Genomic DNA, 23,116 nt, shown 5'->3' on the forward strand with positions numbered 1-23,116 from the left:
AAAGATGGAGTAAAGGATGTTTGTACACATGTTTCCTGAAGATCCAAATGACGAGCGGCCAACTTATTTAGGCTTGACTGTGGGGATAATTGGTGCTGCCATTATTTCCATCGGCTTTATCATTGATACCATTGCCCAGGGTATTGAATTATCTGAAATAAAACGTAAAGATGAGATTGATAGAAAAGCAGGCGGACGGAATATGGAACAATTAAACCAAATCCAAAGAAAGTTGGACTTTTTGTTAAACGAAGTAGATGAATTGAAAAGAAGGGGATGACCTTTATGGAGATGGCATCCTCTTTTTTGATGCTCTCGTTTGGAGGTGGGTTGCTCTCGTATGTGGGTGGATTGCTCTCGTTTGGAGACCGTGTGCTCTCGCATGAGGGGTTTGCTCTCGTTCGAAGGCGGTATGCTCTCGGATGTGAAGGGTTTCCTCTCGTTCAGAGGCGGGATGCGGTATTTTCTTAAATAGAAAGAGGATGATTTGTGATTTGTATCATCCTCTTTCTATTTGTTGTAACCATTTTTCTACCTCTCTATCCGTTACGAAGTGTTGTACTTTATGATTAAATTTTTCGAACTTAATCATAAATGCTGGCTTCATTTGTTCTTCGAAGTATTTATTCCATTTGAACATTCGAATAAAAATAGTGAATGTCGGCTGGTAATTTGCTTTTTCAATTTTTAGAAGCTGACGAATGTATCGTGCAACTATTCGCCAGGATCGTCTTCTAATAGGAATATCTAAAAAGACAATTTGATCTGCTGCTTGCAATCCAGGATCTGTCCAATCTATATGAACACCTTCTATTACCCAATCATCCAGTGCAATTGCATCACGCAACAATTGATCGCGCTCTTCGATTGCATTTCGAATATCTTTTGGAGAATGTCGCTTCCAAACGAAATTATCAGTTTCAAAATGAGGTACTTGAAGTTTTCTTGCAACTTTTCGAGCAAGTGTTGTTTTGCCACTCCCCACAGAACCTATAATATAAATCTTCATACTTTAATCTTGTATGGCACGATTTAATGCATGAATAATTCCAGCGTGGATCCCTTCGTGCCAAACCATAAATTGCACAATTGCTTCAACTGTATTCATCTGATGCATTTTCCCAATTGCCATTGGTTCTGTTAGTTGGTTTTGCATATTATGTTCGAGTACTGCTTTTATTCGTTCAGGTTGTTTTTCTAGTGCGCTTACCAGCTCTTCCATTGTAGGGGGTTCTACTTCCCATTTATCAGGGTTTGTTCCTGAAACAAATAGCGGTAACCACTCAGAATTCACGGGCTCATATGATGGAATTGCACGTTTCGTAAATGACTCCATTGTTGCATATACATGACCTGTATTCCACCGGATTGTATTGTTGAATCCACTTGGCTTTACATCCCAAGCGGCTTCATTACTTTGTTTAATCTTTCCTATAGTATATATTCGTGCGAAGTTTAATTGATTGAAAGTTTCCATTATATCCATCTCCCTTTTGAGTTTTCCAACTATTCTATATTCTAACTATAACATGAAGAATTCCAACTAAATGCTCTAAAATTCCAACTAACCCTTCTTATTTTCCAACTACTCGTTCCGAAACTTGATTATCTCCCAATAAAATGGTATTTTCAATACATTAAAATGTTTCAAAGGAGGAAATTTCATCGATAATAAACGAATAATACCTAAAACTGTACAAGTATATAAACGATTGCTTAACCGTCTACCTAAAGACCAAAGTATCTATCTCGAAATAGAAAAAAAGATTAAAGCAGCAGAAGCAGGATATAGAGGAGAATGCCATGTTGACAATTTCTTAAAACAAGTAACCTTCCCCAAATACTACGCCATCCTAAAAGACCTTCATATCCAAATTAGCCAAAATAATTATTTGCAAATCGATACGCTCATCTTAACCAAAAAGTATATTGCCGTTTTAGAAATCAAAAACATTCGAGGCAAAATATATTTTCAAAGTAACCCTGAGCAACTGATCCGTGAAGTCGATGGTGAGACGACCTCCTTTAAATGTCCCGAACAACAACTAAGAAGACATATCAAAAAATTACAATTCCTCTTACAAACTTTCAAAGTAAATATTCCTATTAAGAGCTTAATAGTGCTAGCATATTCCCAAACACAAGTTGCACTCCCCCCGAAACTCACTAAAATTGTAATGGGTTGCGATATATCAGCTGAACTAGACGACTACAATCAACTTCCTGACACCATCTCAACTGTCAAATTCCATCAAATACTAAAATTTTTAATATCCCATACACATGAATTTATCCCAAACCCTTTAACACAATATTTTTCAATCAACACTCCTCTTATAAGAACTGGTTTGTTTTGTCCTAATTGCCTCATTAAAATGAAAGGGCAAAGTAAATGCCTAAGATGCAAAACTCCCAAAACACTGATGCAAAAACAAGCAATTGAAGATTGGTTTTACCTGGTTAAAAACACCATTTCTAATCGCGAATGTGTTTATTTTTTAGAACTGAAAGACAAGTATGCTGCAAACTACCTATTAAATAAACTAGATCTTCGTCCAGTGAATGACTTCAAATCTCGACACTATGTCTTACAGAGAAATTTTGAAACAAAAAACAACGGTCGCTAACTAATGCGATCGTTTTTTCTTACTTAAATTTCCTATTCCAACTAACTACACTATTATTCCAACTAAGCCTTCAGAATTCCAACTAAAGCATTCATTTTTCCAACTAAACCTCTTAAAATTCCAACTAAACTCATTTTCTCCCAAATAAAAAGCGGGAAACCCTCGTACAGGTTTTCCGCTTTTTACTATACTGTTGCTATTTTTACGGTTACTTTAAATAAGTCTCCGTCTACTTCCATTCGTAAGTTACCTCCGTGTAAATCCACAATGGATTGTGCAATTGCAAGGCCTAGACCTGATCCTTCTGTATGACGAGATGTGTCTGCTCGTTTGAATCGCTCTGTTAATTCGTTGACATCATTGCCGAGTTCATATTTCGCTATATTTTTAATAACGAAAACAGCTTCACCGTCCACTTGATCTAAATTGATATACACTCGAGTGTTTGGGAGTGCATATTTTAATGTGTTGATGATTAAGTTGTCTAGTACTCTCCACCATTTTTGTCCGTCCACATAAGACATGATTGGTTTTGTACCGATTGTCACTCGGTATTCAAGTCCTGATTTATCAATCTCCTCTTGATGCTCGGCGATTGCTTGCTGCAATAATTGAGTTAAATCTACTTTACGTTTATCCAGTTCCATATTGCCTGAAGCCATTTTAGAAACTTCAAATAAGTCTTCAATCAATGTTTTCAAACGCATTGACTTTTTATCTAAAATCGAAATGTAGGATGCTCGCTCTTCATCCGTAATGCTTGGATTTTTTAATAAATCAGTATACGTTATGATCGAAGTTAGTGGTGTACGTAAATCATGACTGACATTGGTGATTAGTTCGGTTTTCAATCTCTCACTTTTTGCTTGTTCGGAATGAGAAGATTTTATTCGGTCACGAAGCTTATTCAAACTCGCTGCATGCTCTGCAATTGGAGATTTCCCTTTTACATCAATTTCATTTCCAATAACACCTCTTGCCATTTTCTCTGTTTTAACGATGATTCGGTTTAAGTAAGACATTCTTGATAATAAAACAATAAGCACTGGAATGCCTATTAATAAAGTTGCCGGAATCCAAACAAGTATAATTGCTGGTTGCAAAAACACGAGCATTGTTCCGAATCCCCAGAAGAACACAACAATTAGCATTATTAACGTTTGAACACCGATGGAACGTTTTAAGAAAAATCCTTGCAAAGATCTTCCCCAACTATATACCAAGCTCTGTTTCCAATTAATCTTATCAAAACCAGATCGGAGCCATTTCCATTGGTACAATGTGAAGCCTGTAAAAAGGACTGCGAAAAGACTTGTGAAAATAGGTAGGTCCCATCCTTTATAGTAAAAAATATTCCTTATTAATTCTTGAGTAGCCATAATAGCTACAAAAATACTTATGAAAAACAAGACTACTCGAACATCTATCGGAAAGCTACTATACTTTTGTTCCCATTCCTCCTGTTGGAATTTATCACTACTTTTTCTCCATAGTAAAACAAAAGCGATGGCAGCTAAAATTCCAGCTATTAGTACTCCATAAAAGAGTCGTTTATTCGTTAAAAAGTATTTGTATTGATATGCCCTGTGTCCACTTAAAATACTATCGGTTGAAATTGCAACTGTTCCTTCAAAACGCGCCCATTGATTCCCCATTAGTTCTTGAACATCCCAAGAGTTATCAACATTTTCATACGTAATTCTCTCTTTTAAATATCCATATTTACTTGAGTACTCTTTATGAAATGCATTTTTTGAAGTTGTATCTCCATTTGTAAATCGCTCGCCTGTTTCCACATTTTTTAGGTCATAGTTAAAGTCATCATTGTTATTCAAGAAGTCATTTTTAGCTCTATCAATTGATTTATAATAAGCGTCAACTTGAGCTTCCTTTTCTAATCGAATCTTTTTTTCTACATAACTATCATCATGAAAATTTTTTGTGATATCCTCTATTTTTTTATTGCGCTCTGCAATTGATGCATCATCGGTACTATTTTCATATTGTGATCTGATAGAATTTAATTGTTCATCCAAATTTCCATATCGATTTCGATATTCCTCAATCTGATCAGCTGTCACTGTTATATTTTTCTTTACCACCTCTTTATCTGGAACCGCTATAACCAGAGGAACAATAGATCTTTCAAATTGGGATAACTCCGCTTGAAAATCATCACTATTAAAGTAACTCGCCCCTATAAAATTGCGGCCATTATCTGTTAGAGTAAAAAGTGCAAACATCGTTATCACTGCCAGTATACTAAGTAAAATATTTTTACCTATAGGTTGCTTCATCCTGCAACTCCCCCTTTCATATTTCGAATAATTTGAATAAAGTTTTGGCTAATTTCAACAACCGGGATCAAATTGACTATGCAATACAACAAACAAATCATGCCACAAATAATTGCAAATAAAGACAAATAGACACTCCATTTACTTGTCGATTTTATAGCCAACGCCCCACACCACCTTTAAGTATCTTGGATTTTTCGGATCTGCTTCAATTTTTTCGCGTATTTTTCTAATATGGACTGCTACTATGTTTTCTGCGTTATAAGCGGGTTCATTCCAAACGCGCTCATATATTTCATTGATAGAAAAAACACGTCCTGCATTGTTCATGAGTAGCTCTGTAATTTTAAATTCAATTGGCGTTAGTTTAACACTCTCCCCTTCAACCGTAAGTTCTTTCGCCTCTTGATTTAAAGTCAGTCCGTCCACTTCTATAACGCGTTGCTGTCCTTGGTATGTCCCTAATTTCGTGTACCGTCTAAGTTGTGATTTTACACGTGCTACCAGCTCCATTGGATGGAAAGGTTTCGTTACATAATCATCTGCTCCAACGGATAATCCGTGAATTTTATCCGAATCCTCCGCCTTTGCACTCAGCATAATAATAGGAATATTTTTTTGCTCTCTTATTTTAAATGTCGCCGCAATCCCGTCCATTTTCGGCATCATAATATCTAACACAATGACATGGACTTCATTTTCTTCTATTAACTGCAATGCTTCTAATCCATTTGCTGCTTTTAGTACGTTATAGCCTTCGTTTTTTAAATAAATTTCAATACCATCTCGAATATCTTGGTCATCGTCCGTTACCAATACCGTAAACTGTGTCATATTCTTACCTCCTTTACATGCGCAATGAGTGCTCCTACATCTTTCTTATGTTTTTATTGTACCCCTCATTTCTTAACATTCCAGCAGTATAAATATGAAGAATTTCTTAAGAAAATCTTTTTTTATAGTAAATAAATGGCTAAGCGAGACCAAAATGCTAGATGAGCAACCAGTTAGATATACAAGCAACTAATTAACTCTTGAAAGCAACCAAATCAAAAAATCAACCTCTAGTGTAACTTTTTATCCAAATAATGGTCTAATACTTAAACAGGAGGTGCAATATATGAGAAGAGCAAAAAGAGTTGCCTGGATTTTACTACTATGTACTCCCCTAATCGTGTTGACGAGCTGTGGAACAAGTAATGTTAGCTCTACAACAGGGAGCGAAGGGAAAGATGAAAATATATCAACTAGACTTGACCTAACAGCGGATGGAGAAGGATCTTTTATTATCAAAAATGAATCAAAAAAGGAAATTGTTCTTACCTCGTCGAGTGGACAGCAAATTGAGTTTCAACTATTGAATGAAGCAAAAGAAATAATGTACACATATTCAGCAAACAAAATGTTTATGCAGGGAATAGTGGAGAATAAACTACAACCGGGGGAAGAGTGGATCATTCCGCTAAATCTCCAATCAGAGCTTGCAGGAGTGCCAGCCGGTACTTATAAGCTGGTTGTTTGGTCAACGGCAGACGGACTTAATGATCTTAAGATTGTGACCACTTATAAGTGGACTGGGGCTTCTACTGAGACACCTAAAAAACTTGTTGTGGAGAAACAAGAAGTTATTTTTATCGGACAACAAGATCTTCATTCTATCGAAGTGGAAAATCTAGAGGGCACAACAGAAGTGATGCGACTATCCGAAGTAGCAGTCCCTTTCTTTGAAGGGTTAGAGAAAGGAAAACATATTTTAGTGGAATATGTAGTGGAAAATGAACAAAAAGTTATTCAATCTGCACAAATAGGGGAATAAAATTATTAAAAGTACTAACCTAATGGAAAGTACTTTTAATTCCTTCTACTTATATGAATAATCTTTTAAGCTATCTTTTTATTTGATTTGCTACCTACCGTTAGAACAACAATACTACCTAGCAATAGCAGTATACCTATCCATGACATTACACCGAACACTTCTCCTACTATAAATACCCCTAGAATGGCAGCTGTAGTTGGTTCCGCCAATGATAGTGTCAACGCCGATGAGGAAGGAATTCTATGTAGACCCCTCGCATATAGCACATACGCAACACTTGTTGTAGCGAGTCCTAAGTAAAAGATGATGCCGATATTTCCTATATCCTTTAACCAGCTAACATCATAAATAAAAAAGAATGGTATAAGAAACAGTGCACTAGTAGAAAAAGTCATCGCGACAGCAGGCATTGTTTCCACTTTTTGCAATAAAGATTTGCTAGTGAGTGTATAAAAGGCGAATATTAGCCCTGCGATAAGTGAGTACAGGATGCCTATAGGATTAATCGTAATTTCTCCTTTATTTAAAAACAAAAACAAACATCCTATAATCGCAAATGAAGTTGATATTCCCCAAATTGTCGTTGGTTTTAACTTTAGAAAGACCCATTCAATGATGCCTGAAAATACAGGTGCACTTCCGATCGCTACTACACTTGCGATTGCAACTCCAGTTAATAAAACCGACGAAAAAAATAATAGCTGAAACAGGGAAATACAAATAGCCGCATATAATGTTTCTTTCCATGGCCATGTTTTAAAATTAATTTTTTTCAATAGAATCATAATTACTAATAAAGAGAAACCACCTACTGTAGAACGTCCAGCACTAATAATAAAAGGATGGGCACTATCCGGTAAAAATGTTTGCGCCGTTCCAGTTGTGCCCCATAAAATTGCACCTAGTAATACACATATATATGGTAAAACAGACACACTTTCTCACTCCTTCTAGAATTCTTTCATTAACTTTCAATATAGCACATATTGAGATAGTAACAATCGTATCTTATACTAATAATGATAGGAGGCATTTACCTTGTATATGACAGTGGAAGAAACTGCAAATTATTTATCAATGCCTATTGAACAAGTAAAACGGTATATTGCGGAAAAAAAGATACGTGCTATTTTCGACGGAGAAGATTATTACGTCAATAGCGCTCAATTTGTAACACATTTACAGCAAGTAGAAGATCTAAAACGCCAAATTGACGAATGGCGAAACACGCCGATTCCAGATGATATTGACGTGAAGGACGAGGATTAATATACAGAAAAAAGGCTTTCTCCAATTTAGGAGAAAGCTCTTTTCATTTTAGATTGTAATCATAAACCCTGCTCGTTTACCAATGATCTCTGCATAATCTTCTACCATGACGCTTGCAGTTGGGTACATTCCTGCTCCAGGTCCAACTAGTGTTAGTGTACCGATATAGTTTGTATCTAGAGCGACCGCATTGTTTACTCCTTCTATTGCATATAAAGGATGGTCTGGACCCACTAGTTGCGGGCCTACGGATGCGAAGAGCTCTCCATTTTCATCTTGCTCAATTTCTGCAACATGGCGATAACGTAACCCTTCTTGTTTTGCTCTTTTTACATCTTCTAACGATATACCATCAATTCCAACTACTCGCACATCATCCCAATTTGGTTGCTTCTTAAATGCAAGTGCACTTAATATCATTAACTTCCTGAATGCATCCTGACCAGAAATATCATTATATGGATCTGCTTCTGCATAGCCAAGATCTTGTGCTTCCTTTAATGCATCATTGAATTGACATTCATTTAGTCGCATTTGAGTCAAAATGTAGTTAGAAGTACCATTTAAAATTCCTTGAATTCTTTTCACTGAATTTACTTGAAGTAAATTTTTCAACGTTTTTATAACAGGGACTCCACCAGCTGTTGTTGCTTCGTACCCAATAAATACACCTCGTGATTTTGCCCGTTCGTGAAGAGGAATACTGTATTTAGAAAACATCACTTTATTTGCCGTAATGACGTGACATCCTTTATCAATCGCTTTACATAAATAGCCATATGCCGGTTCTTCGTTCACAATAGCTTCAAATACAACTTGAAGTCCTGGAATATTAATAATATCCTCAAAATCATCTGTTACAAGTACACCAGGCGTTTGTATTCTTTCTTTCGATAAATTATTTACGAGAATAGCACTAATTTCGATGTCCAATCCCAACGACTTTTTTAGATCTTCTTTTTTTTCATTTACAATGTGATAAATTCCTTGGCCGACTGTTCCGAAACCTAGAATTGCTGCTTTTATTTTTGCCATACTTTCTCCTCCAAATGAATCTGCACAATTGAGCTTCCATATTCATAATCTAATAAAATATCGAATCGTATTTTTCGACTGACTATTTTACATATTGTAGACTATCTTTGCCCAATTAACAACAAAATTCTACCTAGAGAGGACATTTGTACTTCCTATAAGTACTTTATCAAGTGCATTTTGCAAATCTTCTACTGCTTCTAGACCTACCGACAAACGGATTAAGTCCTCTGTAACACCTGATTTCACTAAGTCTTCCTGCGTCAGTTGTTGATGAGTTGTAGAAGCAGGATGAATAATTAATGATTTCGCATCCCCAACATTTGCTACATGCGACCAAATTTCAATATTGTCAATAATATGTCGACCTGCTTCTTTTCCGCCCTTCACCCCAAAAGTTAAAATAGATCCAAAACCATTATTTAAGTATTTTTGTGCAAGATCATAAGATGGGTGATCCTCTAATCCAAGGTAGTTAACCCATTCTACCCCTTCATGATTAGATAAATATTCTGCTATTTTTTGTGCATTTTCATTGTGTTTTGGTACTCGCAAATGAAGTGTTTCTAAACCTTGTAAGAAAGAAAATGCTGCTTCCGGGCTTAAGGAAGGGCCGAAATCACGTAGCAGTTGAACACGGAGTTTAACCGCAAACGCTACGTTTGGAACATCGATTCCATATCGTAAGCCATGATAGGTTACGTCTGGTTCTGTAAATCCAGGGAATCTTTCGGAATCCCAGTTAAAATTCCCTCCATCTACAACTACTCCTCCGATTGTTGTTCCATGTCCGCCAATCCATTTTGTTGCAGAATGGATGACCACATGTGCACCATGTTTAATCGGGTTTGCACCATACGGGCTTGCAAATGTATTATCCACAAGTAAAGGTACCCCTACTTCATTTGCAATTGCAGAAACTTTCTCTACATCAAGTACATTTAAGCTTGGGTTTCCAATAATTTCAGCAAAGAATCCTTTTGTTTTGTCCGTTACTGCTGCACGGAAGTTTTCTGGATCTGTTGAATCGATAAATTTCACTGTAATACCGTAGCGTGGCAATGTATGGGCAAACAAATTAAATGTTCCACCGTATAAGTTTTCCGCTGCTATAATTTCATCTCCTGCTCCTGCAATATTCAAAATGGAAAATGCGATTGCGGCCATTCCAGAAGATAAGGCAACAGCAGCTGTTCCTCCTTCTAGTAGTGCAACTCGTTGTTCAAAGACATCTACTGTCGGGTTAGTAATACGGGAATAAATATTGCCTGCCTCTTTCAATGCGAATAGATTTTGAGCATGCTCCGTGTCACGGAATACGAAAGAAGTTGTTTTGTGAATTGGCACTGCACGTGAACCTGTAACTGGATCTGGTTGTTGACCACCGTGTAAAAGAAGTGTTTCTGGTTGGAAATTTGTCATTTTGAATTCCTCCTGTAAAGTAGTTTAGATGGACGCTTAGGGAGGCGGGAGAGGAGTGTTAGAACAAACAAAAAACCCCTCTTCGCTTAAGAAGAGGGGTGCAGTTTCGCAAGTTCCTCCTCTTATCTTCCAAATTCAGAACTTGAATTTGTAGGATTTAGCACCTTTCCAAGTTCAGAACTTGTTGGTTGCCGGGCATCGTAGGGCCTAGTCCCTCCGCCACTCTTGATAAGAGTATTAGATTTAGTTTTCCATCTTGTTACACAGTATAAGATTCTAGTAATCAATTAGTCAAGTGTTTTATTAAATAATTCTGAAACTTCTTTATTTCTCAAACGTTAAATGTAATAGAGAAATTTTTAGGGGTGTTTTAATGATAATTTGGATTATTTGTGTATTAATTATTAGTTATTTAGTTGGAGCAATTCATGGTTCGAAGGTTGCTCAATTGTTTAGTGGAGTCAATATTAAAAATGAGGGGCTAAAAAATTCAGGTGCATCAAACGCAGCAATTGTACTTGGCATGAAATACGGGATTTTGGTTGCACTAATTGATATTTTGAAAGGGGTAATCGTAATTATCGGTACCCGCTATTTCATGCAGCATTTTGCTTTATTTTCCGATGTTGAACAGGACTTATTACTATATTTAGCGGGAGCTTCGGTTATCTTAGGTCATAATTTCCCTATTTACACTCGGTTTAAAGGTGGAAAAGGAACCGCTTCTATCATCGGCATATTATTTGCTATTTATTGGCCTCTTGGACTAATTGGTCTTTTATTATTAATAGGTACAACTTTTTTAACGGACTATTTATTGATCGGTGTATTTGTTTTTTATTTTGTATTTGTGGGCGGGACTATTTGGTTTTCAGAAGGGTATGCCCCTATTGCAATTGCGAGTTTTTTATTCGTCATGGCATTTGTTTTGCATATCGAAAATTTTCGGCGTTTAGTATCTAAAGAAGAACCAAGAATTTCAGCCTTTTTAAGAAAAAAGAAGCCCTCTATGGAATGAAATGAGTGAATTGAATGAAGAAAAAAATGAGGTGGATTGTGCTTATTCCTATATTTGTCATTGCTTCTGGAGGATTTGGTGTGTGGATGCTTACGAGTAAATGGCTAGCAGAGGGTCTTGAACCTAAAGCAGATGGAACCAATGAGTATGCAATCGTGCTTGGTGCAAAAGTGAAAAAAGGAAATATCCCTTCCCTTGCATTACGTTATCGGTTAGACTCAGCGCTAAAATATGCTACGGAGAATCCACATGTGAAGCTTGTCGTATCTGGTGGACAAGGACAGGATGAAGATATTGAAGAAGCAGTCTTTATGAAGAACTTTCTCTTAGAAAAAGGGATTGCGGATAAACGACTTATTGTAGAAGATAAGTCGACCTCTACTTATGAAAATTTGCTATTTTCTCAAGAATTATTGCCCGAAAATGTGACGTCCGTGACAATAATTACAAGTGACTATCATCTACATCGGGCGAAAATGCTTGCTAAAAAAATTGACTGGGATGCCGATGTCGTGTCAGCAAAAACACCGAAAAGTGTGGAAATGAAATTGCGAATGCGTGAACGAGCCGCGCTCTTGAAGACTTATATTGTTGGGAAATGACTCCGAATTTGTTCGGAGTCATTTTTTATTTGCTTTTGATTAGTTATAAGCTGTCTCTTTACCGCTATTTTTAATGTGGTTAATGATCGATGCATAAAGTTCTGCTACGATCTGAGCACTATGACTATTTAAATGAATCCCATCTAAAGTGAGATTAAGCCCTCTTTTTTTGGATGCTCTCGTATACAGGCCCAGTTCTCTCGTTCGGTTGAGGAATGCTCTCGTAAACTGGCCGAGTTCTCTCGTTCGGTCGAGGAACGCTCTCGTATACTGGCGATTTCCTCTCGTTTTGATGGAATGCTCTCGTATATTGGCCGTGTCCTCTCGTTCGGTTGAGGAATGCTCTCGTATACTGGCGATTTCCTCTCGTTTTGATGGAATGCTCTCGTATATTGGCCGTGTCCTCTCGTTCGGTTGAGGAATGCTCTCGTATACTAGCCGTGTCCTCTCGTTCGGTTGAGGAATGCTCTCGTATACTGGCCGAGTTCTCTCGTTCGGTCGAGGAACGCTCACGTATACAGGCGATTTCCTCTCGTTTTGATGGAATGCTCTCGATATTGGACAAGTCCTCTCGTTCGAATGATGAACGCTCTCGTATTGGACGAGTCCTCTCGTTCGGTTGAGGAGTGCTCTCGTATAATGGCCACGTCCTCTCGTTCAAAAGGAATGCTCTCGCATCTGTAGGGGTTACTTTAGAAAAGTAAAGATTTTAATTTGATTAGGAAATAAAAGGCTTCCTTTGAATGGAAGCCTTTTTAGTATCAATCTTTTTTCGTGTGGTAGCCATTGTCACCATAAGGCTGTAATTTTTCCATCCATTTACCCAATAGTTTTTCTAATTCTTTCTTTTCGTCTACGTATTGATTTTCTGAGTTTTTCAGTATCTCCACCTGTTCTATTTCAAATGCGTCTTTGCCAAATTTTTTCCACTCTTCTTGGAGTATTCGGTTTGTATGAGTACCTGTTTCTAACGTGAATTTCGTTCCGTTTAATGTTTTGAAGTTACGTGTAGATGCGACGAATTTTTTGCCGTTTTGTTTATTAGTGATAACATAAATACCGCCTTCAATTTTTACCTCTCTGTATTCTTGTTTAAGTTCTTTTTTTCGATCCATTTTTCTCCACCCTCTACTATCTATCGCCTTGACGAGATTATATTTTTTTCATGACTGAATGAAGTTAATTTTTCACCCAGTACGCACTACCATCATCTTTTCTGCCTAGAAATCCATACTCAATTAGATAGCGTCTTATTGTGACAAAATCAGCATATAAATCTTTTAGTATTGAATTTATTTCTTTTTCACTATATGTTTTTTCTAGTTCAAATCGTTTGATGATTACATACAATGTTGCTAATTTTAGCTTTTCTTTTTTCGGAAACTTTGATAGTGGCCCATCGACGCCTTCAGGGAAAAATTTCTTTTCTACTTCTTCTAGCTCTTCTTTAGTTATTTTGTATTGATCAACTTTCATTTGTATTAGTCCTCTACTCTATTTTTTTACCCAGTATGCACTGCCATCGTCTTTTCTATTTAAAAACCCATACTCAATTAGATAACGTCTTAATGTGACAAAGTCAGCATATATATTTTTTAGTATTGCATTTATTTCTTTTTCACTATATGTCTTTTCTTGCTCAAATCGTTTGATGATGACACGCAAAGTTGCTAGTTTTTGCTTTTCCTTTTTCGGAAACTTTAGTATTGGTCCATCCACGCCTTCAGGGAAAAATTTCTTTTCTACTTCTTGCTGCTCTTCTGCTGTTATATTGTATCGATCGTCTACCATAGTGGCTGTTTTGTGGAGAGGTAGGAATGTGGGAGCGTGATCATCTTTTTGCTTCAATAACTCCATCATTGTTAAGAACATTTTTGCTTGTCGCTCTTTTTCCTTCAATACAAAACGATGGTTCCGTATAGTAGAACTGGTACCGATATTCAGTTCTGTTTGAATTTCTGCATCACTTTTACCGTCATAAAATAAACGGAGCAAGCTATTTTGATGATCGGTTAATCCCGTAAGTTTTTTATTTAGCCCAATTAGATAATGAAATACAGATCCATGCTCCATCACGATATGTCGTTTCATATAACGTTCCGCTTCAAACAATAAACTTTCAGCAGGATAAATAATTCCTTTTTCAATTTTTTCTCCACATAATAGACAAACAAAAAATTCCTTTTCTTCTATATATCCTGCCTTTAATTGTTCTGTATTCGCATTCCAAAATAATTCTGATATTTCCACTAACCAAACACACCCTTTATTTGTTTGTTGATTTACTAACATATTAAACAATTGTCTAAGAATAGTCAATTGTAAAATTTTAGTTGCAATATATCAGAAAATAATGAACAATGGGAATGAGAACGTTTCGAATTTCGAAGAAACGACCGGGAGGAGAATAAACTTGGTAACATTTAAAGATTACGAATACAAACGACCAAATTTGGAAGAAGACAAAGTAAAGTTCCATGAGGCTTTATCAAAGTTTAAGGAAGCATCTTCAGTAGTGGAGCAAAGTACCGCAATTGCAGAATTAAATGCACTTCGCAATGATTTTTCAACACAAGCTAATTTGGTATATATTCGCGCATCAATCGATACGAATGATGAATATTATCAAAAAGAACGAGATTACTTTGATGAAGTAGGTCCAGAAGTTGAAGAACTCGTAACGGAATATTACAAAGCACTTGTCGCTTCTCCTTTCCGTAATGAATTAGAAGAAAAATGGGGTAGCCAGTTATTTGATCTAGCTGACTTTCAGATTAAAGCCTTTTCTTCCGATGTGATATCTCTTATGCAGAAGGAAAACAAATTGGCCTCTGATTATTCTAAACTTGTCGCTTCCGCACAAGTGGAGTTTAACGGCGAAACATTAACGCTTGCACAGCTTGGACCATATGGTGAATCAACTGATCGAGAAGTCCGAAAGAAAGCAACGGAAGCAAGATTTAATTTCTTCCAGGAGCATGAGGCAAGGTTCGATGATATTTATGATCAACTTGTAAATGTCCGCCATGAAATTGCAACTAAATTAGGATATGAAAATTTTGTGGAGCTTGGATATATTCGTATGAATCGTATCGATTACAATGCGGAGATGGTAAAGAAATTCCGTGATCAAGTACGTGATTTTATCGTTCCAGTCGCTACAAAATTATACGAGCGACAAGCGAAGCGTATCGGGCTAGATGAACTAAAGTTTTATGATGAATCGCTTAAATTCTTAAGTGGAAATGCTACACCACAAGGATCTCCTGAGTGGATTGTGGATAATGGTAAGAAGATGTATGAAGAGTTGTCACCAGAAACTGCAGAATTCTTCCAGTTTATGATAGATCGTGATTTGATGGATCTAGTAGCCAAGAAAGGGAAAGAATCTGGAGGTTATTGTACTTTTATCGACAATTATGACTCACCGTATATTTTCTCAAACTTTAATGGAACATCGGGAGATATTGATGTATTAACACATGAAGCAGGTCATGCATTCCAAGTGTTTACGAGCCGCAATATCGGAATTCCTGAGTACGTTTGGCCTACATTTGAATCATGTGAAATTCACTCGATGAGTATGGAGTTCTTCACATGGCCTTGGATGGAATTATTCTTTAAAGAACAAACCGATAAATATAAGTTTGCACATTTAAGTAGCGGACTTCTATTCTTGCCTTACGGTGTCGCAGTGGACGAATTCCAACACATTGTTTATGAAAATCCCGAAATGACTCCTGCTGAGCGTAAAGCAGCTTGGAAAAAAATTGAGGAAATTTATTTGCCTCATCGTGATTATGAAGGTAATAGTTATTTAGAAGCAGGTGGCTTCTGGCAACGTCAAGGGCATATCTACGCTAGCCCTTTCTATTATATTGATTACACTTTAGCTCAAATTTGTGCATTCCAATTTTGGAAGCGTTCAAGAGAAGATCATGAAGCGGCTTGGAAGGATTATTTACACCTTTGCCAGTTAGGCGGCTCTAAATCTTTTACTAAATTAGTAGCTGATGCAAATTTAATTTCTCCATTTGAAGAAGGTTGTGTAGAATCTGTAATTGGTTCCATTGAAGAATATTTAAATAGTGTGGATGATTCCGCTCTTTAATGAAGGATGTGTGTCAAATGTTGAATCCAGCTGGATTTTGGATAAGATTAGGTGCAAATATTTTAGATGGGCTCATCATAGGAATCCCACTAATGGTTATAAGTTTTATCATTACAGGAGAACTTTCTGAATCCTGGTTCACAGTAATTTGTCAAAGCATCTATGCATTGATTGTGCCTCTTTTATGGTCCGGATATACAATAGGAAAGAAGATAGTGGGTATCCGAATTGTGAAAATAGATGAATCAAATGTAGACTTCTGGACAATGCTAAAACGAGAAATTATTGGCGGTCTTGTGTATACACTTACATTTGGAATAGGCACTATCGTTAGTATATTTATGGTAGCCCTACGAGAAGATAAACGAGCAATTCACGATTTTATCGCAGGAACTTATGTAACTTATAATCCACCTGAATATTGAATTATCCAAGAACAAGCATCTTCAAGTCGGATGCTTGTTCTTTTTATATTCGCATATACTATTGCAGGATATTTTCTACCAATAACGAATATAAAATAAAAGGGGTGTCACTATTTTTATGTGGAACAAGATTATTAGTATTTTTATTGCGGTGATGGCGATCATTTATATTTTCTTCATTCCGGTGGATCCAGTATCGACAAAAATAGTATTTAAACTTATCCCCATGCTATTGATTATTTTACTTGCCTATAAGCAATCTAGTGGAGAGTCCAATAAATATAAAATACTTATTATGACTGGACTATTAATTTGTATGCTTGCAGATGGTTTGATTTATTGGTTTATCGCCGGGCTTATAACATTTTTAATCGGGCATATTTGGTATATTATTGCGTTTCGTCATATTAAAACGTCTACTATTCCAAAATGGGCTGCCATTATTCTTATTTGTTACGGAATTGGGATGGCTTTTTGGATTGCTGGAACTCTTTGGACAAAAGGTGATTTTGTTTTAGCCACTGCTGTCATTCTCTATATTATTGTCATTTTATCAATGGGATGGAATGCATTCCAAACAGCTAATAAATTCGCAATTATTGGTGCCATTTTATTTATGATTTCGGATTCTGTGCTTGCCATTAATCGATTTATTGTAGATATTCCTTTTTCGGATGTCCTTATTATGATTTCCTATTATGTAGCTCAGTTCTTATTTGCATATAGTATTTATGCTCATTATTCCGCAACTCGGAAGAATCTGTTAAAATAAACGTAGGCTTTATAATTTGAAAGGGGATTTATTCTCATGAAAGAAAAATTAATCGAGCGTTTAACTCGCTATGCAAAAATAGATACACAATCGAATGCTGCAAGCCTTACTTGCCCGTCTACAGAGGGTCAATGGGATCTGCTTCATTTACTAGAAAAAGAACTTGCAGAAATCGGTCTAGAAGAAATTACGTTAGATGAAAATGGTTATTTATTTGCTACTTTGCCTTCTAATACAGATAAGGATCTTCCGACAATTGGCTTTTTAGCTCATGTTGATACTGCAACTGATTACACTGGGAAAAATGTAAACCCTCAGCGTATTGATAGCTACGATGGTCAAGATATCACATTGAACGAAAACACAATTATGACTGTGAAGGATTTCCCTGAGCTTAAAAATTATGTTGGTCATACACTTCTTACTACAGATGGTACAACACTATTAGGTGCGGACGATAAAGCCGGAATTGCGATTATTATGACTGCAATGGAATACTTCGTTCAAAATCCAGAAGTGAAACACGGAAAAATACGTGTAGCATTTAATCCCGATGAAGAAATCGGTCGAGGACCACATAAATTCGACGTGGAAAAATTCGGAGCAAAATTTGCCTATACAATGGACGGTGGGCCTCTTGGTGAATTACAATTTGAGAGCTTCAATGCAGCCGGTGTTAAAGTTGTAACAAATGGCACAAGTGTACACCCTGGCTCTGCAAAAGGAAAAATGGTGAACTCCATTGGAATCGCTACGAAATTCCAATCACATATGCCAACAGACGAAGTTCCTGAGAAAACAGATGGTTATGAAGGATTTATCCATTTGATGAATGTTAATGGGGATGTAGAGAAAACAGAACTTAGCTATATAATCCGCGATCATGACCGCGAAAAATTCGAAGAGAAAAAGCAGTTATTCCTGGATACTGCTGAAAAGATTAAAGCAGAATACGGAGAAGGTGCTATTTCTGTTGAGTTAAACGATCAATATTACAATATGGGTGAAAAAATTACACCCGTTATGGAAATTGTAGATGTGGCTAGAGATGTTATGATTTCACTAGATATCGAACCACTTATTATTCCAATTCGTGGTGGTACAGACGGTTCCCAGCTTTCTTTCATGGGTATGCCTACTCCTAACGTGTTTACTGGCGGAGAGAACTATCATGGTAAATACGAATTTGTATCAGTAGATGTTATGGAGAAAGCAACGAACGTTGTAAAGGGTATTATCCAATCATTTGAAAAACAAGCTTAAGTAGGTGTTTTAATGCGTGAAATATTTCTTGGTGTTTTAGCCTCTTTATTTTTTGCTGTAACATTCATACTTAATCGTTCAATGGAAATATCGGGAGGAAGCTGGCTTTGGAGCTCTTCCCTCCGATACTTTTTTATGGTTCCTTTTTTATTTATCATCGTTTATTATCGAAAAGGGTTATCTACTACGTTTAAGGAATTAAAAACCGCCCCTGTTCCATGGTTAGTTTGGAGCTTCGTTGGTTTTGTGTTATTTTACGCACCGCTAACTTTTGCAGCCGCATATGGGCCAGGATGGTTAATATCAGGGATGTGGCAATTTACGATTGTAGCGGGTGTCCTCCTTGCACCATTATTCAAGTTGAAAATCGAGAATCGAATTATTAAACAAAGGATTCCTGTTGTTTCACTTTTTATATCACTTGTCATTTTAATAGGAATTATACTTATACAAATTCCAAATACAGAATCAGTTCGCATTGACATGATCCTTTTGGGGATTCTTCCCGTAATCATTGCGGCATTTGCCTATCCATTAGGAAATCGAAAAATGATGGGGCATTTGGAAGGTAGACTAGATACTTTTCAGCGTGTTTTAGGTATGACCATTGCATCGATGCCTGCTTGGATATTAATGGCTATCTATGCCATTTACGCGGTTGGATTACCTTCGATAGGTCAAGTTATTCAATCTTTAATTGTAGCTGTCAGTTCCGGAGTAATAGCTACTATTTTATTCTTTATGGCAACAGATCGAGTTCGTGACCATCAGGGTAAACTTGCAGCCGTAGAAGCAACTCAGTCAACTGAAATTATTTTTGTTATCATTGGAGAAATGTTTTTACTCCATGTTCCTTTGCCAACCCCAATTGCACTCATAGGGCTTGGAATAATTATTCTAGGAATGTTTTTACATAGCTATTATACGAAAATATTAAATACGAAAGTGGCTTTGAAGACCAAATAATAAAAGGTGCAGAGTTTTGTAGCTCTGCACCTTTTTTCTTAAATAATATATGCTTCTAGTGCTTTTTCCACACTATTTACAAAACTTCCTCCAGCTCCCCAGTCGAAACGGAGAAATACTCCCTGTCCTGCTCCTGATGAAGCAGCATGCACTTTCGTATTATTTTCCAAATTATCGATAGTGATAGTTAGTGAAGCACGATTGCTTGTGCGCATATAGTATTTTTCTAAAACACAAACAATGACTTGATGCTCGCCAACAACGCGTTCATATACATCTACAATTGCTCCGGAAATACTACCTTGTACTATAGACTCATGCAAAATATCTAACGCTTCTTTTGTTGATAATGATACATAAAATTCTCGTACATCCATTTAGATCCCCTCTTTTCTTCTTGTATCTAATTTTACGTTTGACTTGAAGAAAAGTTTCTAACAAAAAAACTTTCTAAAGAGACATTTACTCCTTAGAAAGCTTTTGAACTATTTATTATTTCAATGCTGCTTGAAATAAAATAGAAACACCTGATTCAATTGCGGCGTTACTCACAGCTTGTGACACCACATTCACTACTCTCTCATCAAATACATCCGGAATAATATAATCCTCCGTTAATTCAGCCTCTTTAATAAGAGAAGCAATTGCCTCTACAGCTGCTAGCTTCATCTCTTCGTTTATATCCGTTGCCCTTACATCTAACGCTCCTCGGAAAATTCCCGGAAAAGCTAAAACATTATTCACTTGGTTTGGATGATCGGAACGTCCAGTAGCAATAACTCTTACTCCCCACTCCTTCGCTAAATTATACGCGATTTCCGGTGTTGGATTTGCTAAAGCAAACACAATTGAATCTACATTCATCACATCAATTATCTCTTTGGTTAATAGATTGGCTACTGAGACACCTATAAATATATCTGCACCAACCATTGCATCTTTTAATGATCCCTTTATTCCTAGGGGATTCGTTATACTAGCAATAGACTCTTTTATAGAGTTCATACCCTCTTCACGGCCCTCATAAATAATTCCCGTCGAATCGCACATAATAATTTGCTGATATCCAAGTTGTTGAAGGACCCTTAAAATAGCCATTCCCGCTGCACCAGCACCATTAATCACTACTTTCAATGAATGAATCTCTTTACCGACAAGCTTCACTGCGTTTTGTAGACCTGCGCCAACTACAATAGCTGTACCATGCTGATCATCATGAAATACAGGTATATCTAATTCCTTACGAAGACGATCTTCTATTTCAAAGCAACGTGGGGCAGAAATATCTTCTAGATTTATCGCCCCAAATGTTGGACTCAATGCTTTTACAATTTGCACAATCTCATCTACATTTTTTGTATCTAAACAAACTGGAAAAGCGTCGACATTTGCAAATCTTTTTAACAAAATTCCCTTCCCTTCCATAACTGGTAATGCTGCTTTTGGCCCGATATCACCAAGTCCCAAAACGGCTGTGCCATCCGTCACAACTCCTACTAGATTACCCTTCATTGTGTATTCATAGATGGCAGAAGGATTATTTTTTATTTCCAAACAAGGTTCTGCTACTCCAGGGGAATAAGCTAAACTTAAATCCACCATACTCTCTATAGGAACCTTTGAAACCACTTCCATTTTTCCTTTATAATTTCGATGCATATTTAATGCTTGCGTCTTTAAATCCATCTTCTCAATTCTACCTCCTTAGATTTTCAGCAGCTTCTATCTAGACTATAAGCAAAATTAGGTAATCTATACCCATCAAGCTATATATTCTGAAAATTATAATGATTCATTTCGTTAAAGTCAATTTAGTGAAGACTTGCACAAAACAACTAGTTTCAACATCCTTTTTAGGGGCTGATAACTATATATAGACAGACTTAGGGAATTTTAGCTCTGTTTTCAACAAATGTTGGGGCAGATAAATAATTATGGTTTTTATTAAGAATTTATATTCCCACAAAAAAATCGGCAACCATTAATGGCTACCGAAATACATGTATGCACTGCACTAACTTAACTTTGAGGGGGTTAAGGGTGCGATTGATCAGCTACAATTTGGAGAAAAGTCGCTGGCAAGAATATTCTAACATTAAGAGTATTTCTCTATATGGTAATGATAATCATTTTCATTTAAAATGTCAACAATAATTCAAAAAAATTGTATACTATTCTTATGACAACTTTAACGAACGATCAAATTCGACAACTGAATAATTATAGTGTCTATTTGGAGCCGACTAGTGTACCAATCTTTCATGCCAAAAACGTTGAAAGCTCACTTCCCATTATTAAATTAATTTCCGGAGCTCCAAATGACCCTATTGCAGCATCCTTTTTTATGCGGAGAGTTGGAATGTTTATCTCGATGCAGTTCCATATGATGACAATGTATGATGAAATATGGGATGGTCCTCTTGAGTTCTTACAATTTTTCGCAACTACTGAGTATGGCAATAAGACAATTAGCACGTATGTATCGGGAGAATACTTTCGAGAAGTAAAGGAACATCGTGCGGAAGATATTCAACTTATTTGGGAACATCAATGTTTCTCCATTATCCAGCAGCTTCGAGCACAATGCAGTATATCTCCACTGACACTTTGGGAAAATGTGTTTGGTTATTTATTGTGGCATTACTACGTTTTTTTAGAAAATCCTGTAATTGCTGAACAAGCTAAAATTGATTGGGATTTATTACAAGACGAGAATATATGGAAATCATTTACTGCTAAATCTCATCTGGCTAAATATTTGAGAGGACAACAGCCTTCTAAATTAATGAACACAACAGTCCGTACTACTTGTTGTTTTTCAAAAGATGTTCCTGGATTACAAAGGTGCGGATATTGCCCAAACTAAATTTATCATTTTTCCATGCATGTTTAATCATCCTTTGGGAATAGCTAATAAGAGTCTAATATTAAAGGAGTGAGGAAGCTTGGGAAACAAGATAGATGAACGCGTCGAGAATAAGTTAAATAGTATCGGCACTGAAGAAAAAGAAGAAATATTAAAAAACTTTTCTTCTTTTAAATCCTATTTAGCAGGCAAAGTATCTGCTGGAGAAAAAATGGGCTTAAGTGAAGAGACATTAGCGAAGGCAACTGAAAAAGTAGCTGGTTATTTAGCGAATCATGAAGAACCTCGAAATCGTGAAGAATATCTTTTGCAACAATTATGGATTAGTGGAAACAAAGAAGAGCAACATGCACTAAGCCATATGCTATTGAACCTCGTTAAAAATGAAGGCTAAAGATCGTAAGGATGCTAAAGGTCCATTTTTAGACAATCCAGATGGTGTCCGAACAACGAAAGAAAGTCTATTCGATATGCATAAGGATATGCAAACTGTAGATGCCATTCAAGTCGAAGAACTTAACATGAAAGTGCAAGACGAAAACTACCACCACCACACAAAAAATCGTTCTTTAAGCGAAGAACGATACCCCTAAAAAAAGAATGAGCTCCGAACCACCTCGGAGC

Annotated in this window: 25 protein-coding genes, 1 pseudogene and 1 riboswitch; of the genes and pseudogenes, 14 read left to right on the forward strand and 12 right to left on the reverse strand. The window is 36.5% G+C overall.

Annotated elements, in window-relative coordinates; translation table 11 throughout:
- Positions 1–16 precede the first annotated feature (16 nt).
- Positions 17–280, forward strand: coding sequence for a hypothetical protein (locus tag ACTSKG_RS11275; protein ID WP_464754719.1), 264 nt, complete (start codon positions 17–19; stop codon positions 278–280).
- A gap of 219 nt (positions 281–499) precedes the next feature.
- On the opposite strand, the gene ACTSKG_RS11280 is transcribed toward ACTSKG_RS11275, so the two are convergent.
- Both ACTSKG_RS11280 and ACTSKG_RS11285 read right to left on the reverse strand, forming a co-directional pair.
- Positions 500–1,009 (reverse strand): shikimate kinase, encoded by a 510-nt coding sequence (locus ACTSKG_RS11280; RefSeq protein WP_464754720.1) that lies wholly within the window; start codon positions 1,007–1,009, stop codon positions 500–502.
- 3 nt (positions 1,010–1,012) lie between these two features.
- Positions 1,013–1,477 (reverse strand): DinB family protein, encoded by a 465-nt coding sequence (locus ACTSKG_RS11285; protein ID WP_464754721.1) that lies wholly within the window; start codon positions 1,475–1,477, stop codon positions 1,013–1,015.
- A gap of 235 nt (positions 1,478–1,712) precedes the next feature.
- On the opposite strand from ACTSKG_RS11285, the gene ACTSKG_RS11290 reads away from it, so the two are divergent.
- The gene (locus ACTSKG_RS11290) at positions 1,713–2,627 is read left to right on the forward strand and encodes a nuclease-related domain-containing protein (RefSeq protein ID WP_464754722.1); all 915 of its coding nucleotides are present in this window, start codon (positions 1,713–1,715) and stop codon (positions 2,625–2,627) included.
- Positions 2,628–2,812: 185 nt separating this feature from the next.
- Here the strand turns inward: ACTSKG_RS11290 and ACTSKG_RS11295 are convergent, their stop codons facing one another.
- Both ACTSKG_RS11295 and ACTSKG_RS11300 read right to left on the reverse strand, forming a co-directional pair.
- Positions 2,813–4,924, reverse strand: a complete 2,112-nt coding sequence (locus tag ACTSKG_RS11295; RefSeq protein WP_464754723.1) for a histidine kinase dimerization/phospho-acceptor domain-containing protein — start codon at positions 4,922–4,924, stop codon at positions 2,813–2,815.
- 141 nt (positions 4,925–5,065) lie between these two features.
- On the reverse strand, positions 5,066–5,758 hold the full coding sequence (locus ACTSKG_RS11300; protein WP_464754724.1) for a response regulator transcription factor: 693 nt from the start codon (positions 5,756–5,758) through the stop codon (positions 5,066–5,068).
- A gap of 286 nt (positions 5,759–6,044) precedes the next feature.
- On the opposite strand from ACTSKG_RS11300, the gene ACTSKG_RS11305 reads away from it, so the two are divergent.
- A complete protein-coding gene (locus tag ACTSKG_RS11305; RefSeq protein ID WP_464754725.1) occupies positions 6,045–6,740 on the forward strand; it encodes a BsuPI-related putative proteinase inhibitor in 696 nt (231 codons plus the stop codon).
- A gap of 65 nt (positions 6,741–6,805) precedes the next feature.
- On the opposite strand, the gene ACTSKG_RS11310 is transcribed toward ACTSKG_RS11305, so the two are convergent.
- Positions 6,806–7,678, reverse strand: a complete 873-nt coding sequence (locus tag ACTSKG_RS11310; RefSeq protein WP_464754726.1) for a DMT family transporter — start codon at positions 7,676–7,678, stop codon at positions 6,806–6,808.
- A 103-nt stretch (positions 7,679–7,781) separates the two neighbouring features.
- Between ACTSKG_RS11310 and ACTSKG_RS11315 the strand changes: the two genes are divergently transcribed.
- The gene (locus ACTSKG_RS11315) at positions 7,782–8,012 is read left to right on the forward strand and encodes an excisionase family DNA-binding protein (protein WP_464754727.1); all 231 of its coding nucleotides are present in this window, start codon (positions 7,782–7,784) and stop codon (positions 8,010–8,012) included.
- A 48-nt stretch (positions 8,013–8,060) separates the two neighbouring features.
- Here ACTSKG_RS11315 and ACTSKG_RS11320 read toward each other — a convergent pair whose 3' ends face one another.
- A complete protein-coding gene (locus ACTSKG_RS11320) occupies positions 8,061–9,047 on the reverse strand; it encodes a homoserine dehydrogenase (protein ID WP_464754728.1) in 987 nt (328 codons plus the stop codon).
- 129 nt (positions 9,048–9,176) lie between these two features.
- Positions 9,177–10,469: an O-acetylhomoserine aminocarboxypropyltransferase/cysteine synthase family protein gene (locus ACTSKG_RS11325; RefSeq protein ID WP_464754729.1), complete on the reverse strand. Its 1,293-nt coding sequence runs from the start codon at positions 10,467–10,469 to the stop codon at positions 9,177–9,179.
- A 119-nt stretch (positions 10,470–10,588) separates the two neighbouring features.
- Positions 10,589–10,704: riboswitch (SAM riboswitch) on the reverse strand.
- Positions 10,705–10,842: 138 nt separating this feature from the next.
- Here ACTSKG_RS11325 and ACTSKG_RS11330 point away from each other — a divergent pair.
- A complete protein-coding gene (locus ACTSKG_RS11330; protein ID WP_464754730.1) occupies positions 10,843–11,487 on the forward strand; it encodes a glycerol-3-phosphate acyltransferase in 645 nt (214 codons plus the stop codon).
- Between the two features lie 14 nt (positions 11,488–11,501).
- Positions 11,502–12,089 carry a YdcF family protein gene (locus ACTSKG_RS11335; protein ID WP_464754731.1) on the forward strand — a complete coding sequence of 196 codons (588 nt, stop codon included), beginning with the start codon at positions 11,502–11,504 and terminating at the stop codon, positions 12,087–12,089.
- A gap of 761 nt (positions 12,090–12,850) precedes the next feature.
- Here the strand turns inward: ACTSKG_RS11335 and ACTSKG_RS11340 are convergent.
- The 3 genes and pseudogenes from ACTSKG_RS11340 to ACTSKG_RS11350 form a co-directional block, all read right to left on the reverse strand.
- Positions 12,851–13,204 (reverse strand): GIY-YIG nuclease family protein, encoded by a 354-nt coding sequence (locus ACTSKG_RS11340; RefSeq protein WP_464754732.1) that lies wholly within the window; start codon positions 13,202–13,204, stop codon positions 12,851–12,853.
- Positions 13,205–13,268: 64 nt separating this feature from the next.
- Positions 13,269–13,556, reverse strand: a pseudogene (locus tag ACTSKG_RS11345) (DUF2087 domain-containing protein); the annotation flags it as partial.
- A 27-nt stretch (positions 13,557–13,583) separates the two neighbouring features.
- A complete protein-coding gene (locus ACTSKG_RS11350) occupies positions 13,584–14,381 on the reverse strand; it encodes a DUF2087 domain-containing protein (protein WP_464754733.1) in 798 nt (265 codons plus the stop codon).
- Between the two features lie 121 nt (positions 14,382–14,502).
- On the opposite strand from ACTSKG_RS11350, the gene ACTSKG_RS11355 reads away from it, so the two are divergent.
- The 5 genes from ACTSKG_RS11355 (at position 14,503) to ACTSKG_RS11375 (ending at position 19,626) form a co-directional block, all read left to right on the forward strand.
- Entirely contained in the window at positions 14,503–16,200 is a 1,698-nt protein-coding gene (locus ACTSKG_RS11355) for a M3 family oligoendopeptidase (RefSeq protein ID WP_464754734.1), read from the forward strand.
- A 17-nt stretch (positions 16,201–16,217) separates the two neighbouring features.
- Positions 16,218–16,625, forward strand: a complete 408-nt coding sequence (locus ACTSKG_RS11360) for an RDD family protein (protein WP_464754735.1) — start codon at positions 16,218–16,220, stop codon at positions 16,623–16,625.
- 118 nt (positions 16,626–16,743) lie between these two features.
- The gene (locus ACTSKG_RS11365) at positions 16,744–17,397 is read left to right on the forward strand and encodes a lysoplasmalogenase (RefSeq protein ID WP_464754736.1); all 654 of its coding nucleotides are present in this window, start codon (positions 16,744–16,746) and stop codon (positions 17,395–17,397) included.
- A 36-nt stretch (positions 17,398–17,433) separates the two neighbouring features.
- Positions 17,434–18,660, forward strand: coding sequence for a peptidase T (pepT, locus tag ACTSKG_RS11370; RefSeq protein WP_464754737.1), 1,227 nt, complete (start codon positions 17,434–17,436; stop codon positions 18,658–18,660).
- Positions 18,661–18,672: 12 nt separating this feature from the next.
- Complete coding sequence (locus ACTSKG_RS11375; RefSeq protein WP_464754738.1) at positions 18,673–19,626, forward strand: DMT family transporter; 954 nt, start codon at positions 18,673–18,675, stop codon at positions 19,624–19,626.
- A gap of 38 nt (positions 19,627–19,664) precedes the next feature.
- Here the strand turns inward: ACTSKG_RS11375 and ACTSKG_RS11380 are convergent, their stop codons facing one another.
- A complete protein-coding gene (locus ACTSKG_RS11380) occupies positions 19,665–20,003 on the reverse strand; it encodes a DUF6054 family protein (RefSeq protein WP_464754739.1) in 339 nt (112 codons plus the stop codon).
- Positions 20,004–20,118: 115 nt separating this feature from the next.
- Positions 20,119–21,312: an NAD(P)-dependent malic enzyme gene (locus ACTSKG_RS11385; protein WP_464754740.1), complete on the reverse strand. Its 1,194-nt coding sequence runs from the start codon at positions 21,310–21,312 to the stop codon at positions 20,119–20,121.
- A 493-nt stretch (positions 21,313–21,805) separates the two neighbouring features.
- Here ACTSKG_RS11385 and ACTSKG_RS11390 point away from each other — a divergent pair, with 493 nt between their 5' ends.
- The 3 genes from ACTSKG_RS11390 to ACTSKG_RS11400 all read left to right on the forward strand — a co-directional run bounded on the left by ACTSKG_RS11390 (position 21,806) and on the right by ACTSKG_RS11400 (position 23,085).
- Complete coding sequence (locus ACTSKG_RS11390; protein WP_464754741.1) at positions 21,806–22,492, forward strand: hypothetical protein; 687 nt, start codon at positions 21,806–21,808, stop codon at positions 22,490–22,492.
- Between the two features lie 79 nt (positions 22,493–22,571).
- Complete coding sequence (locus ACTSKG_RS11395) at positions 22,572–22,886, forward strand: DUF3243 family protein (protein WP_464754742.1); 315 nt, start codon at positions 22,572–22,574, stop codon at positions 22,884–22,886.
- Positions 22,876–23,085: a hypothetical protein gene (locus ACTSKG_RS11400; RefSeq protein ID WP_464754743.1), complete on the forward strand. Its 210-nt coding sequence runs from the start codon at positions 22,876–22,878 to the stop codon at positions 23,083–23,085. The genes ACTSKG_RS11395 and ACTSKG_RS11400 overlap by 11 nt, the downstream gene beginning before the upstream one ends.
- The last annotated feature ends 31 nt before the right edge of the window (positions 23,086–23,116 follow it).

This window comes from Psychrobacillus syltrankelensis, from assembly GCF_055454035.1.